General features: G+C 42.7%; 16 protein-coding genes. 14 read left to right on the top strand and 2 right to left on the bottom strand.

Annotation, left to right across the window (positions count from 1 at the left end):
* The 3 genes from prpC (at position 1) to Q7U33_RS06025 (ending at position 3911) form a co-directional block, all read left to right on the top strand.
* On the top strand, positions 1–1155 hold the full coding sequence (gene prpC, locus Q7U33_RS06035; protein WP_304858733.1) for a 2-methylcitrate synthase: 1155 nt from the start codon (positions 1–3) through the stop codon (positions 1153–1155).
* A gap of 125 nt (positions 1156–1280) precedes the next feature.
* The gene (locus tag Q7U33_RS06030) at positions 1281–2741 is read left to right on the top strand and encodes a bifunctional 2-methylcitrate dehydratase/aconitate hydratase (protein ID WP_304858732.1); all 1461 of its coding nucleotides are present in this window, start codon (positions 1281–1283) and stop codon (positions 2739–2741) included.
* Between the two features lie 189 nt (positions 2742–2930).
* On the top strand, positions 2931–3911 hold the full coding sequence (locus Q7U33_RS06025) for a hypothetical protein (RefSeq protein ID WP_304858731.1): 981 nt from the start codon (positions 2931–2933) through the stop codon (positions 3909–3911).
* A 61-nt stretch (positions 3912–3972) separates the two neighbouring features.
* Here Q7U33_RS06025 and ung read toward each other — a convergent pair whose 3' ends face one another.
* The gene (gene ung, locus Q7U33_RS06020; RefSeq protein ID WP_304858730.1) at positions 3973–4656 is read right to left on the bottom strand and encodes a uracil-DNA glycosylase; all 684 of its coding nucleotides are present in this window, start codon (positions 4654–4656) and stop codon (positions 3973–3975) included.
* A 196-nt stretch (positions 4657–4852) separates the two neighbouring features.
* Between ung and purB the strand changes: the two genes are divergently transcribed.
* The 11 genes from purB to Q7U33_RS05965 all read left to right on the top strand — a co-directional run bounded on the left by purB (position 4853) and on the right by Q7U33_RS05965 (position 16615).
* Complete coding sequence (gene purB, locus Q7U33_RS06015) at positions 4853–6226, top strand: adenylosuccinate lyase (RefSeq protein ID WP_304858729.1); 1374 nt, start codon at positions 4853–4855, stop codon at positions 6224–6226.
* A 43-nt stretch (positions 6227–6269) separates the two neighbouring features.
* Positions 6270–8012 carry an autotransporter assembly complex family protein gene (locus tag Q7U33_RS06010; protein ID WP_304858727.1) on the top strand — a complete coding sequence of 581 codons (1743 nt, stop codon included), beginning with the start codon at positions 6270–6272 and terminating at the stop codon, positions 8010–8012.
* Complete coding sequence (locus Q7U33_RS06005; protein ID WP_304858726.1) at positions 8012–11170, top strand: translocation/assembly module TamB domain-containing protein; 3159 nt, start codon at positions 8012–8014, stop codon at positions 11168–11170. Before Q7U33_RS06010 ends, Q7U33_RS06005 begins: the two co-directional genes overlap by 1 nt.
* Before the next feature lie 14 nt (positions 11171–11184).
* On the top strand, positions 11185–11784 hold the full coding sequence (gene wrbA / locus Q7U33_RS06000; protein WP_304858724.1) for an NAD(P)H:quinone oxidoreductase: 600 nt from the start codon (positions 11185–11187) through the stop codon (positions 11782–11784).
* Positions 11785–11787: 3 nt separating this feature from the next.
* Positions 11788–12513 carry a HugZ family protein gene (locus Q7U33_RS05995; RefSeq protein ID WP_304858722.1) on the top strand — a complete coding sequence of 242 codons (726 nt, stop codon included), beginning with the start codon at positions 11788–11790 and terminating at the stop codon, positions 12511–12513.
* A gap of 19 nt (positions 12514–12532) precedes the next feature.
* Positions 12533–12886 (top strand): DUF2069 domain-containing protein, encoded by a 354-nt coding sequence (locus tag Q7U33_RS05990; protein ID WP_304858720.1) that lies wholly within the window; start codon positions 12533–12535, stop codon positions 12884–12886.
* Positions 12887–12983: 97 nt separating this feature from the next.
* Positions 12984–13727, top strand: coding sequence for a 5'/3'-nucleotidase SurE (gene surE, locus Q7U33_RS05985; RefSeq protein WP_304858719.1), 744 nt, complete (start codon positions 12984–12986; stop codon positions 13725–13727).
* 54 nt (positions 13728–13781) lie between these two features.
* Complete coding sequence (locus Q7U33_RS05980; RefSeq protein ID WP_304858748.1) at positions 13782–14420, top strand: protein-L-isoaspartate(D-aspartate) O-methyltransferase; 639 nt, start codon at positions 13782–13784, stop codon at positions 14418–14420.
* Positions 14417–15439 (top strand): peptidoglycan DD-metalloendopeptidase family protein, encoded by a 1023-nt coding sequence (locus tag Q7U33_RS05975; RefSeq protein WP_304858718.1) that lies wholly within the window; start codon positions 14417–14419, stop codon positions 15437–15439. The genes Q7U33_RS05980 and Q7U33_RS05975 overlap by 4 nt, the downstream gene beginning before the upstream one ends.
* 23 nt (positions 15440–15462) lie before the next feature.
* Positions 15463–15819, top strand: coding sequence for a hypothetical protein (locus Q7U33_RS05970; RefSeq protein ID WP_304858717.1), 357 nt, complete (start codon positions 15463–15465; stop codon positions 15817–15819).
* Between the two features lie 136 nt (positions 15820–15955).
* Positions 15956–16615, top strand: coding sequence for a hypothetical protein (locus tag Q7U33_RS05965; RefSeq protein ID WP_304858715.1), 660 nt, complete (start codon positions 15956–15958; stop codon positions 16613–16615).
* Here Q7U33_RS05965 and Q7U33_RS05960 read toward each other — a convergent pair.
* A complete protein-coding gene (locus tag Q7U33_RS05960; RefSeq protein WP_304858747.1) occupies positions 16539–16799 on the bottom strand; it encodes a transposase in 261 nt (86 codons plus the stop codon). The two genes, Q7U33_RS05965 and Q7U33_RS05960, sit on opposite strands and share 77 nt — an antisense overlap.
* Between the last annotated feature and the right edge of the window lie 16 nt (positions 16800–16815).

The raw sequence follows: 16815 nt of genomic DNA, 5'->3' as shown, positions 1-16815 counted from the left end.
ATGACACAAACCAACACTACTCAAGAACCTAAAAAGAAAAAAGGCGTAGCGCTCGCTGGCATCTCAGCGGGCACTACTGCAATCTGTACCGTTGGTCACACTGGGAACGACCTGCACTACCGTGGCTACGACATTATAGAGCTTGCAAAATCAGCCACGTTTGAAGAAGTAGCTCACCTACTGATTCATGGTGAACTACCTAATAAAGCTGAGCTAGCTGCATATCACCAAAAGCTCAAGAAGTTACGCGGCCTACCTGATGGTTTAAAAAAAGTGTTAGAGCAAATCCCTGCGAACGCACACCCTATGGATGTGATGCGCACTGGCTGTTCAATGCTTGGCACACTAGAGCCAGAGGCAAGCGACCGCAATATTGAAGATGCTAAAAACTTAGGCGATAGGTTAATCGCCTGTTTTGGCTCTATTTTGATTTACTGGTACCACTTTAGCCACAATCAAAAACGTATCGAAGTAGAAACCGACGAAGACTCGATTGCCGCGCATTTCTTACATTTACTGCACGGCAAAACACCTTCGGATTTACACATCAGCGCTATGAATACATCGCTTGTGTTATATGCAGAGCATGAATTTAACGCCTCTACATTTACGGCACGTGTGGTAGCTGGCACCCTATCTGACATGTACTCATGCGTCACAGGCGCGATTGGTGCATTACGTGGACCTAAACACGGCGGTGCAAATGAAGCCGCCATGGAAATTATTGAACGCTACAAAACGGCTGATGAAGCAGAAGTCGACATCATGCAACGCATGGCGCGTAAAGAAATCATTATCGGATTCGGCCACCCTGTTTATACAATAGCAGACCCAAGAAATGAATCAATCAAATCTGTTAGCCGCAAATTATGTGAAGATAACGGCAACATGACGCTATTTGATGTTTCCGCCCGTATTGAAGAAACCATGTGGCGCGAGAAAAAAATGTTTCCTAACTTGGATTGGTATAGCGCGTCCAGTTATCACATGATGGGCATCCCTACTGGCATGTTCACCCCGATTTTTGTGATATCACGTACCACAGGCTGGGTCGCGCATGTGATTGAGCAACGCATTGATAACAAAATTATCCGCCCAAATGCTGAATATGTAGGGCCTGATAATCGCCCCTATGTACCACTAGAAAAACGTTAACAGTTAACTTCTGTCATTTCTGCGAGAACTGAATCCATTTTTTTATCCTCCGTTTAAATATGGATTCAGTTTTGGTGGGAATGACGAACTCAATTAAATTACTTTCATATTAAAGGCCCTAAAATATGTCGTCGCACATCTCAAACGTCCGTCCCGCACCTGACCAAGTCATTGTTGATATTGCTAATTATGTTGCAGATTTTGAAATCAATAGCGATGAAGCCTACGACACTGCACGCAATTGCCTGATGGATACATTAGGCTGTGGATTTGAAGCACTGGATTATCCAGCTTGTACAAAGTTGCTCGGCCCAGTCATTGCTGGCACCGTTGTGCCTAATGGCGCAAAAGTACCAGGCACTAACTTTCAGCTTGACCCAATACTCGCCGCATTTAATATCGGCGCAATGATACGCTGGTTAGACTTTAACGATACCTGGTTAGCTGCGGAATGGGGTCACCCATCGGATAACCTAGGCGGAATTTTGGCGGTAGCAGATTATATGTCACGCAAAAATATCGCAGAAGGCAAAGCACCGCTTACCGTCAAAGACGTACTCACTGCCATGATTAAAGCGCATGAAATCCAAGGCGTACTCGCGCTTGAAAACAGCTTTAACCGCGTTGGTTTAGACCACGTAATTTTAGTAAAAATTGCCTCTACCGCAGTGGTGACCAAACTACTAGGCGGCAATAAAGAAGATATTATCAACGCCGTTTCTAATGCTTTTGTGGATGGACAAAGCCTACGCACTTATCGTCATAGCCCGAATACTGGCTCGCGTAAATCTTGGGCAGCTGGCGATGCAACCTCACGTGCGGTAAGGCTGGCTTGGATGACAATGCAAGGTGAAATGGGCTACCCATCTGCACTCACTGCCAAAACATGGGGCTTTTACGACGTGCTGTTTAAAGGCAATGCGTTTAAATTCCAACGTGCTTACGGCTCTTATGTCATGGAGCAAGTGCTGTTCAAAATCTCGTTCCCAGCTGAGTTCCACGCACAAACAGCAGTGGAATGTGCCTTGCAGCTAAATAAAGAAATCGGCAACCGCTTACAAAGCCTAGAACAAATTGCAGCCATCGACAAAATCGTGATTACCACACACGAATCTGCAATTCGTATCATTGATAAAACAGGACCGCTCGACAACCCTGCCGATCGCGACCATTGCATTCAGTACATGGCAGCCATCGGCCTATTAAAAGGCAACCTGACTGCTCAGGATTACGAAGATGAAGCCGCGGCAGACCCACGTATTGATGCGATTCGCAGCAAAATGACCTGTGTAGAAAAAGCAGAATACACGCGCGACTACCTAGACCCAGAGAAGCGCTCAATCGCTAATGCGATTCAAATCTTCTTTAAAGATGACACTAGCTCAAGCAACATTGCCGTAGAGTACCCAATTGGCCACCGCCGTCGCCGTGGTGAAGGCATCCCTGAATTGGTCAAAAAATTCAAAGTGAATTTAGCACGAAGATTTGATGCAAAAAAACAGGCAGATATTTTGGCGTTATGCTTAGCACAGAGTACGTTAGAAACCATGCCAGTGAATGAGTTTGTAGATATGCTCGTTGCTTAATTCGTAGGCAGTATGTGCAGATAGCCTTTTAATTCGCACACACTACGCTCGATATTTATAGACCACTGAGTAATGCCTAATTTCAAGATTTAAAAGAAAAGCGACATAAAAAAGTCAATACTTATAACAGTTATTAAATGGACGCGTGCATCTGCTTAGTAACTGTTATAAGTCAACGGAGAGTTAGGTGTGGACTTACAGAATGCAACTATAAATCAACACTTTGTCCCTCAAATAGAGCAAAGACTTAATGCGATTAATCCATTAGCTAAAAAGGATAATCAAAAAATCTATTCATTTAGTTTAAATGATCGAGAATCTCACTCTATTAGTCTAAACTCAGACAAAGGCTTTAAAATTTCAAATACTTTAAGCTTGAACGATATATTTAGCTTTGAAGTTTTAAAGAATGAGACAGCTAGATATAATTTCGAAAATTTATTTTCTCAGTATGAAGCTAACATAAAATCAAATACCGAGAGCTTAATTTCAAAGTTACCTAATGCAGGTGCTAATATAAAATCAGAAATTCTCAATATTTTTCTCTCTAAGTTTTTAAATTTTGTACGAAATCCATATTCAATAAAAAAGATTCTAAATACATTTCCTTTGCTTAAAAATTTATGTCCAACAGACCCTGTTCAGTATAAGAACTTCGAGCGAGTACTTAATGGGAGGAAGCCTCAGCAAAGTCACCTATGTAATCAACTGGACGTGTCCGAAGCTGAGTATACTGACTGGCTTTCCATTATTTTCCTTTTGCTAAATCCTCTTGAGAAAGGTCAACCCAATTTTTTAGAGCAGCTTGTTAAAGGGCTTTATGAGGACCCAGAACTTTTCATTATGGTACTAATATATACCTACGATGATAAGACATGCCTTCTTTCCGATCGGGGCTATAGCATTCCACTTCCAGAGGACGATCATTTGGCTTGGGATTTTAATTTGTATTCTCATGGATTTATTAGGTACATCTTCGGAAATATTAACTTGCTTACTCCAACCAACGATCCTAAAGAGTTAGTGGGGAAATTCAAAGCAATGCCAAAATCAATATATGTGCATAATATAACCAATGATTTGGATACTCTAGCGCAGTACAATAAGCATGTCGTTTACCAGTGCCACAAAAATGTGTTTAACTCTAGTCTTGAGTGCTATGGTTTATAAATGGTGTGGTAAGTAGCTTATTAATGCACATACATTCTTTGTAGGCCTTACTCCACCCACGCTAAATCTGCCAGTCAATCGGCGCTTCACCGCGCCTTTTTAGGTACTCATTGATACTCGAAAATTGGTGGTTACCAAAAAAACCTCGATGTGCTGATAACGGTGATGGATGCACCGATTTCAGCACCATATGTTTTCTCGGGTCGATCATCTCGCCCTTTTTCTGGGCATAACTCCCCCACAGCACAAACACCAAGCCTTCCCGATACTGGTTTAAAGCTGCAATCGCCGCATCGGTAAAGGTTTCCCAACCGCGCTTTTGGTGCGAGCCAGCATTGGCCATTTCCACCGTTAGTGTTGCATTTAATAACAGTACGCCTTGGTTTGCCCAAGACGTCAAATCGCCTTTCCCTCGGATTTTAATGCCTAGATCATTTTCAATTTCTTTAAAAATATTGAGTAATGAAGGTGGCAACGCAATGCCTTCTGGCACTGAAAAACTCAATCCATGCGCTTGACCGACTCCGTGGTAAGGATCTTGCCCAATAATCACCACGCGCACCTTGTCAAATGGGGTGTGATTAAAAGCATTAAAAATCAGTGAGCTAGGTGGAAATATTATCTTGCCAGCGGCTTTTTCTTGCAGTAAAAAAGCGCGTAACGATTGCATATAAGGCTTATCAAGCTCGTTACCAATCACAGCTTGCCATGTAGGGTGAAGTTGACCAGATTTTTCTTGTGGCATTTTTTAAAGCGTTAGTATTGAAGATAAATCTATTATAGACCGAAGTGGACATGCATTTATGTCATCAACATCAGCAGTTATACGCACACTATGATCCAATCAATTAAGTAATCAATTGATATAAAAATAAAAACTTTTTGCCCCTCTCTGCTACTAAGGTAAAATAGCACTTTTATAAAACGCTGATTTTTTTGCTATGTCACTTACCACATTAAATGCACTCTCCCCTCTTGATGGTCGCTACCAATCTAAACTTGATGCTTTACGCCCTTACTTTAGTGAATATGCGCTGATTAAACACCGCGCATGGGTAGAAGTAGAGTGGCTTAAAGCGTTAGCTGGCGCACCAGCGTTAGCTGAAATTTCACCATTTAGCGCTGAAACTATCCAAGAGTTAGATGCCGCAATTAGCAATTTCAGTGAAGCAGATGCATCACAGGTGAAAGCGATTGAAGCACGTACTAATCATGATGTAAAAGCGCTTGAATACTGGCTAAAAGAAAAGTTTGATAGCAACCCTGAAGTTAAAAAAGCCAGTGAATTTATTCACTTTGCCTGTACCTCAGAAGACATCAACAACTTATCTCACGGCTTGATGCTAAAAAGTGCGCGTGACAGCGTGATGGTGCCATTCTTAAACAATCTAATTGCACGTTTAACTGAGCTATCAGAGCAATTGGCTAACCAACCGATGCTATCACGCACGCATGGCCAAACAGCATCACCTACCACCATGGGTAAAGAACTAGCCAACGTGGTATACCGCTTACAACGTCAGCAAAAACAATTGGCTAACAATGACATTCTAGGGAAAATCAACGGTGCAGTTGGTAACTTTAATGCGCACTTATCTGCATACCCTGATTTCGATTGGGAAAGCTTCGCAGAACGTTTTGTATCCTCATTAGGTCTGACTTATAACCCAATGACCATACAAATTGAACCACACGATTACATGGCGGAACTGTACGACACACTAGCACGTATTAATACGATTTTAATTGATATCAACCGCGATATTTGGGGTTATATCTCTGTAGGTTACTTTAAACAAAAAGTAAAAGCGGGCGAGATCGGTTCATCTACGATGCCGCATAAAGTTAACCCGATTGATTTCGAAAACAGCGAGGGCAATTTAGGTTTAGCGAATGCAGTGTTACGCCATATGGCAGAGAAATTACCAATTTCTCGCTGGCAGCGTGATTTAACCGACTCTACGGTATTACGTAATATGGGTGTGGCTTTCGGCTACACATTGCTAGGCTACGATTCTTGCTTACGCGGCTTAAATAAACTAGAAGTAAACCCTGCACGATTAGACGAAGATTTAAATAATAGCTGGGAAGTGTTAGCAGAACCGATTCAAACAGTAATGCGCCGCTATGGTATCGAAAACCCATATGAACAGTTGAAAGAGCTGACTCGTGGCAAAGGTGGCATCAATCAAAGTTCATTGCACACATTTATTAGCGGCTTATCTATTCCAGAAGAGGCTAAACAAGCACTACTAGCACTGACACCTGCAACTTACACAGGTAAAGCAGCGGAGCTTGTTAAAACGATTAAGTGAGTTTAAATGGATTTAAAAACCAGTGACAATAAGGCGCAAGCTCTTGATTAGACGCCTTATTATCTACGTAATTTTTTTATGTTGGGGAGCGCTTGCATACGCAGATGACAATAGCTACCAAGTAGAAATTGAAGCGCCCTCCTCATTAGAATCACTATTACAGAATCATCTCGACATCATCAAATGGCGTAAAAACCCGCGAATGTCACCAGGCGAGTGGAAGCGTCTATCCGCAGAAGCGCCCCAACAAATCAAAGACTTGCTGGCGACAGAAGGCTATTTTTCTCCAAATATCAAGCTGCAATCTACGCAAAACAATAGCGAACATATTGCTAAATTTACGATTAAACCAGGCAAGCCTAGTGTCATCAACAATGTAGAGATCACATTCGCTGGTGACATCACTGAACAATCTGACAAAACGATGCCCAGTCAGCAACAAATTCGCGATGAATGGCCACTCAAATCTGGCATGACATTTACACAGGCCGCTTGGTCTGATGCAAAGCGCAGCTTACTGACTAAATTACTGGTCAATCGCTATCCAAACGCAACCATCACTGAAACCAAGGCTATTATTGACGCCAATCAACATACGGCATCCTTGCAGATTAATGTAAACAGTGGAAACACCGTGCACTTTGGCGAGATACAGATTGATGGTTTGCAACGCTATCCTGAAAGCATCATCCACAACCTTAACCCGATTAAACCTAATGAGGTTTATAGTCAAGCACAGTTACTGACTTTTCAAACCCGCTTACAAGAGAGCGGCTATTTCCGCGTCGTAGAAGTCACCTCAGATGCCAGAGCGGCTTCTCAAGAAACTAACTTGGTGCCAATTAAAGTAAAAGTTGATGAAAATCAATCAATTAAACTCAGCACGGGCTTGGGTTACAGTACTAACACTGGTGTACGTACGCAACTGACAGTAGATCATTTAAACTTATTTGATCGCAATTGGCGAATGACTTCCAGTCTAAGACTAGAGCAAAGGCTACAATCCGTTTCTGGCGTGATTCGCCTACCGACCACTGAGGACGGCTATCGGGACAGTGCAAACGCCTCCACAACACGCACAGAGATTGAAGGACAAACAACCACCCTGACACAAACAGGCGTAAAGCGCGCGTGGGGAACACTTAAACGTGAGCAATATGTAGGCGCTAACGTACTGTCCGAGCAAGTTAAGTTAGATGGTGCAGAATCATCCGATAACTATGCAGCAACATTAGGCTACGGCATCACATTAAGACGTACTGATAATAACTTAAACCCTTCGCGCGGTTATTTATTTAACGCTCAATTTAATGGCGCACCTTTAGCATCACTATCCAATGGCACTTTCTTGCAGAGCTATTTTAAAACACAGGCTTATTACCCAATCACTAAAAGCACCCAACTAATCGCGCGCGCTGAACTAGGGATGGTGCATGGGAAAAATAGCGCACCCGCCACTTTTCTATTCCGTGCAGGCGGTGATCAATCGGTACGTGGTTATGGCTTCCAGAGCTTAGGCGTCAACGAAGGTGATGCAATTGTGGGTGGACGCTATCTTGCTACTGGTAGTATTGAAATTATTCAATGGCTAACACCCGAGTGGGGAGCAGCGATCTTTACTGACTTTGGTAATGCCGCTAACACAGTTAAAGATTTAAAGCCTGTTTATGGATACGGCTTAGGTGCCAGATGGAAAAGCCCTGTAGGACCTATTGGCGCTGACATTGCTTACGGACAAGAAACAGATGAGTACCGTATGCATTTCAATATTGGGGTGATATTTTAATGACACGCTACTTGCAAATTCTACTAGTGAGCATCGCCTTATTGCTATTGCCCTCAGCACATAGTGAATCAACCATTAGTCTCAGCACCAGCTTAGATACCTTTAGCTATGACCTAGACAGTATTCATCTAAAACTAGAGAAATTTAGTGCACGCTGGCAACTCTCACCTTTTGGTGAGGGCGATTTACGCGTAGAGCAATTAAAAGCCAAACGCCTGATTATCACGCTTAAAGAAAGTGAAACTGAAGCAAAAGAATCACCATTACCTAACAGTATCAAACTCCCCTTCCCGATGGCTATCGAACAGTCAGAAATTAGCGAAGTCATCATCGTGAACGGGGATGACCGTCAGATACTTCACAACGTTAAACTAAATTTTAAGGGTGATGCAAAAACACTCAACCTGAATCTTTCTCATGCAAGTACGCCGTGGGGAGAGGCTTCAGCACACATCAATATGAGCGCAAGCAAGCCCTTCACGCTCAAAGGTGACTTCTCCCTTAAAAAAACCGATGCTGATTACCCTTATGCTTTAAAAGCAGAATTAAGTGGTGACCTCAATACTATTAACATCCATTCAACCTCTTGGTTAGCACTACAAGATGGGAAAATAAATTTATTAAATTCAAATACACATCAAGCTGGCGCGCAACTCATCATTGATGCTCAAATGGAGTTGAATAAAAACTATGCAATACAGTTACGAGGGCAGGTTCTGGAACTATACCCAGCCCGTTTAGGCAATTATCCAGAGGCATTGCTCAATATAGACTTTAACCTAGAGGGCGAACTCAAACCATCACTCAATGCAGCACTATCCATCACAACACATGATAGTGTTTGGCAACAACAAACCGTATCTGGCTCAGTAAACGCACAATTAAATGGCCAAGCACTAGAACAACTAGCGTTTGCAGTGAGCATTGCCAATAATCAAATAAAAGGCACTGGAAACATTAATAAAGAAAACCTGCACTTAGCATGGCGGGCAGATTTTCCTGACATGAGCAAACTTGATCAAGCCTACTCAGGGCAAGTAAATGCTAACGGCACTCTCGATGGTACGATTGATAACCCATCAGCAACACTCAAACTACTCGCTCAAAAATTACAACTATCTAAAGACTTACAGATTGAGCACTTAATAGGTGAAGCGAACATCACAGCAGGTGAAAACGGCACGATAGCCGCGAACATTGAAGCACAAACAATCAAGTATGGGAGCTACGCGCCCATTAATAGCGCCATCACATTAAAGGGCACGCAAGCTGACCATACCATCATCATTAATGCAGAAAACGAAGAGCATCAATTGCAAAGCACGCTTAAAGGTGGAGTGCAATTAAACCAATCATCAGCAAAAAAACAATGGTTAGGTTTGCTGCAACAACTTGATTTTGCAGGAGGCACCCCCGTCACACTTAAAGCACCGGCCCCACTTAGTGCGGATTTAAGCCAGATATCGCTCAAGCAAGCATTACTCACACGTCAAAATGGCGCGATTAATATCGAACACCTACATGTCGGTAACAACATATTAGATAGCAAGGGCTCTCTTGAAAAGATAACTTTAGATGACCTGCCGCCAAACTTATTAGAACTACCAAGTACGCTGAGCAGTAATGCAGTTTTTTCAGGAAAATGGTCACTTGAAACTAAAGATACAATCAATGCACACTTTAGCCTGTGGCGTGATAGTGGCGATATCACTTTCAAAAAATCAGATGGCACGCTATTACCATTAGGTTTATCAGAAACGCAATTGGTACTTAACGTTGTCAACAATGAATTAGCCGCCAAGATCAGTTTGAATGGTAAAAATATTGGCACACTAAATGCTGAAACAGCGACTCAACTTACAAAAACAGACGCAGGCTTTAGCTTACACAACAACGCACCATTTAAATTAACCAGCAACGCTCGGCTCAATACTTTGCTGTGGCTTCCTATGCCATCATCCATGATGGATGCAGACCTTGATGGAAAAATAACACTGTCTGCAAATGCCGACGGCACCATTGAGCACCCCAACCTGAGCGGTAACGTGAATGGCGAAAAAATCAGCTTTAGCCTGCCTTCTGAAGGCATTCAATTAAGCAACGGTACATTTCAAGCGCGTTTTGAAAATGACCAGCTAAACATTGAGCAAATGATCTGGCAAGGTGGCTCTGGCAACCTAAGTGCAAACGGCTGGGTAAAGCTAAATCAAGGAAAACCAACCATAGACCTCGCTTGGACAGCGGATCAATTTACAATACTATCTAGAGCTGATCGCCTGCTCACATTAAGTGGCACAGGTAAAACCATCCTCGCTAACAATTTACTCAACATAATGGGCGATTTCACCGTCAACAAAGGTCTAATAGAACTCGCTCAAGAAGATACACCTACGCTAGGTGATGATGTGGTGATTTTAGGGCAAGCCGTTGTAGAAAAAGAAGCTTCATTACAAATTCTACTCAATGGCTTACAGATCAAATTAGGCAATGACTTTACCCTGCGTGGACGTGGGCTAGACGCGAAGCTAGCAGGTGCACTAACACTAACAGGCCTCACCGAATATAGACCCTACACCGAAGGCAGTATCAATGTCGAAAAAGGCACTTTCATGGCATATGGCCAGATATTAACGATTGATCGAGGCATTTTAAAGTTTAATGGCCCGATGGATAACCCAGGTTTAAACATCCGAGCAATGCGTAATAGCAAACCTGTCAATGCTGGCGTTGAAATAACAGGTAGCGCAACAACGCCAGTAGTGAAGCTAGTCTCAGACCCCAATGTACCAGAAACAGATAAACTCGCATGGCTAGTACTGGGTCATGGCACAGATCAAGCAGGGAAAAACGATTTTGCCATGCTATCGCTCGCCGCTGGCGCACTATTCTCACAAGGACAATCGGTCCCGCTACAAAGCCAAATAGCACGCGCTGCTGGCCTAGATGAGTTCAGTTTTGCTGGCGGTGATGCTGAAAATGCATCACTCACACTAGGTAAACGACTCAGCTCACAACTGTATCTCAGTTACGCAAAAAGTATCAGCAGCTTACAAGATGTCGCCAGACTCACCTTCAACATCACGCCACGCTGGGCATTGCGCGCTGAAGCTGGCAATGAAAGTGCTGTCGATGTGTTATATACTTTCAGCTTCAAGTAACGAAATGAAGCCGAATGAACGAAATCCTAGTCCTATATTATTCTCAAGGTGGCGCAGTCCGTGAAATGGCGCAGCTGATAGCACGTGGCGTGCAGAGTGTTGATGGCATTAAAGCGCGCATTCGCACCGTCCCTAAAGTATCAGCAAATTGTGAAGCCACAGAATCCGATATCCCTAACTCAGGTGACCCCTACGTTGAACTACAAGATTTAGAGGAATGTATTGGACTAGCATTAGGGAGTCCAACCCGCTTTGGCAATATGGCAGCGCCGATGAAATATTTTCTTGATGGCACCACTGCACTTTGGCTAAAGGGCGCTCTGACTGGCAAAGCGGCCGCTGTATTTACTTCTAGTGGCTCTATGCATGGCGGTAACGAAACCACTCTTATCACCATGATGTTGCCGCTAATGCACCACGGCATGATCATTGTCGGCTTACCGTATTCAGAGCCTGCATTATCAGCCACCACCTCTGGCGGCACACCTTATGGTGCGAGTCATATTGGCGGAGCAATGGATGATAAACCCATCAGCGATGATGAAAAAAAACTATGTATCGCACTAGGTAAACGCCTCGCGGAATCTGCATTAAAGTTATCGAGAAAACTCTAAAACATGACCAGTTTACATCTAGAAGCTAGGCAATTTTTAAGAAGCACGCGAACCAGCATACTTTCAACACATTCAACAAAGTACGAAGGCTACCCTTTTGGTTCAGTAGCACCGTTTGTATTAGACCACCAATGCCAACCCATCATATTAATTAGCAATATTGCAGAACACACTAAAAATATCGCTGCTAATCCAAAAGTATCATTGCTGGTATTTGCTGGGGCAGAAGACTTACAAGCGAATGCAAGACTTACGCTACTAGGTACGGCTAGTGAGATTAATAAAAATGAAGACGCTAATTTACGCGAGCGTTATTTACGCTACCTACCACAAGCGAGCGGCTATTTTGATATGCATGATTTTGCTTTTTATCGTATAAAAATTGAAACAGCACGCTATATTGCTGGTTTTGGAAAAATGGGCTGGCTGTCGGGAGATGACTTAATTAATGACATTCCTACAGATGCATTACTCGCGAATCAGGAAGCACAAATTCTTGCGCACATGAATACAGACCATGCCGATAGCCTAATCCGTTATTGTCAGCACGTTCACGGTGTACAGGCTACCCATGCAACCATGCTAGGAATCGATTGCGATGGCTTTGATGTCAACGCCACTGTTGGCGACATAGCAACAATCTTACGCTTTAACTTTGAAACACAAATCCATGATTCACAATCTGCCAGAGCCGCATTGGTGAGCCTCTCAAAATCAGCCAACCTTTAAAAACGTGAATAGAATCAACATGCTTAACAAACTTCAACTGGGTGCTTCGATTAGCCTCATCACACTTATTTTACTCACACTCGCATGGGAAACTATTTTAGCGCCATTAAAACCTGGCGGCTCACTACTCATGCTCAAGACTTTACCGCTATTACTGCCTTTGTTTGGTATTTTGCGAGGCAAACGCTACACCTACCAATGGTCGTGTATGTTCATCTTATTTTACTTCACTGAAGGTGCAGTTCGCGCTTGGGCTGATACAGGTCTTTCTGCCAAACTTGCCCTACTTGAGGTTATCCTAACAATCTTATTTTTTACATGTACGATTTTTTACGCACGACTAACACGTCAACCAAAGCAAATCAGTATATAAAACATGTAAACAAGCATAAGTTTTTACATCCATACCGCGCCAAACATGCCGTCTTCTACTATAATTTAGTCATGAATATACTATTAGCAAGTTACGCATGAAAATACTGCTCTCAAACGATGATGGTTACTTCGCACCAGGTTTAAATATACTGGCAGAACATATTGCAAAAATTGCAGATATTACAGTCGTAGCGCCTGAAAGAAACAGAAGTGGCGCGAGCAACTCTCTCACACTTGATCGCCCTTTGAGCGTAAAAAAAGCATCTAACGGCTTTTTTTACGTCAACGGCACACCCACAGACTGTGTGCATATCGCACTCACTGGCTTAATGGATACGATGCCAGACATGGTGATTAGCGGCATCAATGATGGTGCCAACATGGGTGATGACACCATTTACTCAGGCACTGTTGCAGCAGCGATGGAAGGTTATTTGCTTGGCATTCCATCGATTGCGGTATCAATGTCTCAACACAACTCTACACATTTTGAAACCGCTGCAAAAGTTGCAGTTGAACTTGTTCAGCATTATCAAAAAAATGGCTTTAACATACCAACATTACTTAATGTAAATGTGCCTGACATCCCTTATGAAGCACTGCAAGGTCGTACAGTCACACGCTTAGGCAAACGCCACAAAGCAGAGCCAGTCGTACAGCTTAAAACACCTCGTAATGAAACCGTCTATTGGGTAGGCGCCGCGGGCCAGCCCAATGATGGCGGTTTAGGCACAGATTTTTACGCGATTGCTAATCAACAAGTTTCTATTTCTCCCATTCAAGTTGATCTAACCTGCCATGCACAGCTGAATGACGTAAAACAATGGTTATCTAGCTAACTAATACTGGAATAAATCTTGGCTCTCATTAGATCATCACAAGCAGGCATTGGCATGACATCACAACGTACGCGTGATCGCATGCTAAATCGACTCCGTGAACAAGGTATTAAGGATGAAATTGTACTCTCAGCGATTGGCAGTATTCCTCGCCATATCTTTGTAGACGAAGCACTCTCCATTCGCGCTTATGAAGACGTATCTTTACCAATTGGCTTTGGTCAAACCATTTCCCAGCCCTATATTGTCGCCCGCATGTCGGAACTGCTACGCAATGGTCAATCAATAGAAAAAGTACTCGAAATTGGTACTGGCTGTGGCTACCAAACCGCAGTGTTATCAAAACTGGCTAAAGAAGTTTATTCTGTTGAACGTATCCGACCCTTGGTCTTAAAAGCACGCGACAATCTGCGCAAACTAAAATGCATCAACGTTAAGCTAGATCATGCCGATGGCAATATGGGGTTAGCACAATTAGCGCCATTTGATGCCATTATCGTCACGGCAGCAGCAAGCCATATCCCACAAGATTTATTGACGCAGCTAGCAATTGGCGGCCGTTTGGTAATCCCTGTAGGCACCGATGAGCAAGTGCTACATCTAGTAGAGCGCGTCTCTGCAAACGATTACCATCAAACTCAATTAGAACCTGTAAAGTTTGTTCCATTACTAGGCGGTACCAGTTCACAATGAATGCAATACGCAGCTTTTTCATCCTATTTATCTCATTACTTAACTTCGCATGTAGCACTACCCCAGCACCTGTGATTGACCGATTACCACAAGGTAAATCCAACAAATCACAAACCACACCCACTCTTCAAAAAGTTGGTACTGACTGGCGACCAGCAAGTTATACCGTAAAAAAAGGCGACACACTTTATAGCATTGGCCTTGAGCACGGTTATGACTATAAGGATATCGCACAGGCTAATAACATTAGCGCCCCTTACATCATTAAAATTGGCCAAACACTGAAGTTCTCCACGCTCAATGAAGCATCAGCCAATGCAGATGCCAGCCCAGCAAAAGATAATGGCAATGGCGTAGTCACCTATCCAATAGGTAACGAAAGTCCACAAGAAACCAGATCAACCACAGCTCCAATAATAACAACACCTCCTACATCAGTTGCCATTAATGAACCTAAAGCCCTACGTGAACCTTATAGTGATGAGGCTTATAAAAAACCGCCACCAACTGCTAGAGCTACCCCTACCGCACAATCTGTGACTAGTGACACGGCTAAGAAACCAATAGCAGAAAAACCAAGCATAGAACCAAAACCAGAAGCTAAGACCGCAGAACCAAAAGTAGAGTCGACACCTAAGCTTGAACCTATTAGCCAATTAAGCTGGATATGGCCAACTAAGGGTAAGGTGATTGCAAATTTTAACGATGCAGGTAACAAAGGGATTGATATCTCAGGGAAAATGGGACAAGCCATTCATGCTGCAGCCCCAGGGAAAGTTATTTATAGCGGCTCTGATTTGCGTGGTTATGGTAAGTTAGTCATCGTAAAACATAGTGCGACTTATCTATCCGTGTATGCTAACAACAGCCTAATTATAGTGAAAGAAGGCCAGCAAGTGAGTAGTGGTCAAAAAATTGCAGAGATGGGTGATACTGACAGCAACACAGTAAAACTACACTTTGAAATCAGGCAACAAGGTAAATCAGTAGATCCAATGAAATTTCTCAGTGCAAATTAAATATAGCACTTTAGGAGCTATGCATGGCTAAAATTGAACCTAACAAATATCTAAAAAATAAAGACATCAAACCAGAAAGTAAAGTGAGTGTACTTTTTGCAACCATACGAATGGGATTGATGATTATCGGTATTGTAGGCATCGCCTTAGAACTTTTTCGTGAAGATGGCTGGCTGTCAAAACTAATGAGCAGCCTGTTTGAATCAACCACGAGCATGCTAATGATTCCAGTCATTATTTTTGCGTTATGGTTAATCAACAGATGGATTAGCACGCCCAATAAATCAGAAACCAAGAAGAGTGGTGACCTACCTATGTATGTGATGATGGCGATTGGCGCTTTCTTCTTAGTCAGGTTTTACATGACGGGCTCTTTCTAAGCCAATAGAAGTCAAGCGTTAATCTCAATTAAGCTTCATCAACTTAAAACTAATCTAAAAGTGTAGTTTACACACAACGCTTTTACCCATCTGTTGCCATTAACTCTGACAGTTATGAGTGATAACCTTTCACATCATGACTGTCAAAATACCTTCCTCATTAAAGTGGCTTGTTAATAGGCACGCAAGATTAATCACCGAAATAAAACGGTCAGAAAAGCAGTTAATTATACGAGACGAACTGCATCAACAATTGCTGTGGGATAATCGTCGAGCAGAAGAAGTTAGCGCAGTTAATCTGCAATGCAGGAAAACACATTTGAAACAGTTAAAGGCTGATCTAAAAATAATAGATAGTACTTTGTTGATACATGACATACCCATTAATCCAGAATTTATTGCACCAATCAACACGCAAACTTCGGTACGTATGTTTAGGTTTGGTGACATAACGCGTTTAATTTTTAGATGTTTAAAGTACGCAAGTGGTGAATACCGCTCTACATCAGAAATAACGGCATTTGTGCTGACTCATCTAGAGCGCAATGTTTCAGTTGAAGAACATAAGTTTATTCGTGAGTCTGTTGGTAAACGTCTCAGAAAGCTTCGAGCCGAAGGTAAAATCATAGAGGTGCCCCAAGCCAAAACAATCTTTGATAAACGCTGGAAATTATCAAATTGGACATCGTTAAGTGCTATGGGACGACCTAGAAAAAATATTAAACCATCAACAACTCAATTTCTCTATGATGACCTTGATGATATCCGCGCCACCAACGCGAAAGACCATTCTTAAATAGTTTCTGCATAAGATCTCTTAAGGTTTCACCTTCGGTGATCCTCCTAGTGTCTTCGCGCCAAGCAATTTCATTAGCAAGATCCATTAAGTATTTGGGCGTAATGCGATGAACTACGCCATATTCACACCTGCGAAGTCGACTATAGAATGCCTCTGCTTGGTTCTCATTAACTCCGTCAATCGTTGAAAATTCTTTA

This window comes from Methylotenera sp., assembly GCF_030653755.1.
Classification (GTDB): domain Bacteria; phylum Pseudomonadota; class Gammaproteobacteria; order Burkholderiales; family Methylophilaceae; genus Methylotenera.
Note: the sequence above shows the minus strand (reverse complement) of the source record. Positions and strands in the feature narration are given on the sequence as shown.

Bases quoted from the DNA above. Each gene is read 5' to 3' on its own strand.
- prpC (WP_304858733.1), top strand. From the start codon at position 1: ATGACACAAACCAACACTACTCAAGAACCTAAAAAGAAAAAAGGCGTA.
- Q7U33_RS05975 (WP_304858718.1), top strand. From the start codon at position 14,417: ATGAATGCAATACGCAGCTTTTTCATCCTATTTATCTCATTACTTAAC.
- surE (WP_304858719.1), top strand. From the start codon at position 12,984: ATGAAAATACTGCTCTCAAACGATGATGGTTACTTCGCACCAGGTTTA.
- ung (WP_304858730.1), bottom strand. From the start codon at position 4,656: ATGCCACAAGAAAAATCTGGTCAACTTCACCCTACATGGCAAGCTGTG.
- wrbA (WP_304858724.1), top strand. From the start codon at position 11,185: ATGAACGAAATCCTAGTCCTATATTATTCTCAAGGTGGCGCAGTCCGT.
- Q7U33_RS06030 (WP_304858732.1), top strand. From the start codon at position 1,281: ATGTCGTCGCACATCTCAAACGTCCGTCCCGCACCTGACCAAGTCATT.
- Q7U33_RS05970 (WP_304858717.1), top strand. From the start codon at position 15,463: ATGGCTAAAATTGAACCTAACAAATATCTAAAAAATAAAGACATCAAA.
- purB (WP_304858729.1), top strand. From the start codon at position 4,853: ATGTCACTTACCACATTAAATGCACTCTCCCCTCTTGATGGTCGCTAC.
- Q7U33_RS05980 (WP_304858748.1), top strand. From the start codon at position 13,782: ATGACATCACAACGTACGCGTGATCGCATGCTAAATCGACTCCGTGAA.
- Q7U33_RS05990 (WP_304858720.1), top strand. From the start codon at position 12,533: ATGCTTAACAAACTTCAACTGGGTGCTTCGATTAGCCTCATCACACTT.
- Q7U33_RS05965 (WP_304858715.1), top strand. From the start codon at position 15,956: ATGACTGTCAAAATACCTTCCTCATTAAAGTGGCTTGTTAATAGGCAC.
- Q7U33_RS05995 (WP_304858722.1), top strand. From the start codon at position 11,788: ATGACCAGTTTACATCTAGAAGCTAGGCAATTTTTAAGAAGCACGCGA.
- Q7U33_RS06005 (WP_304858726.1), top strand. From the start codon at position 8,012: ATGACACGCTACTTGCAAATTCTACTAGTGAGCATCGCCTTATTGCTA.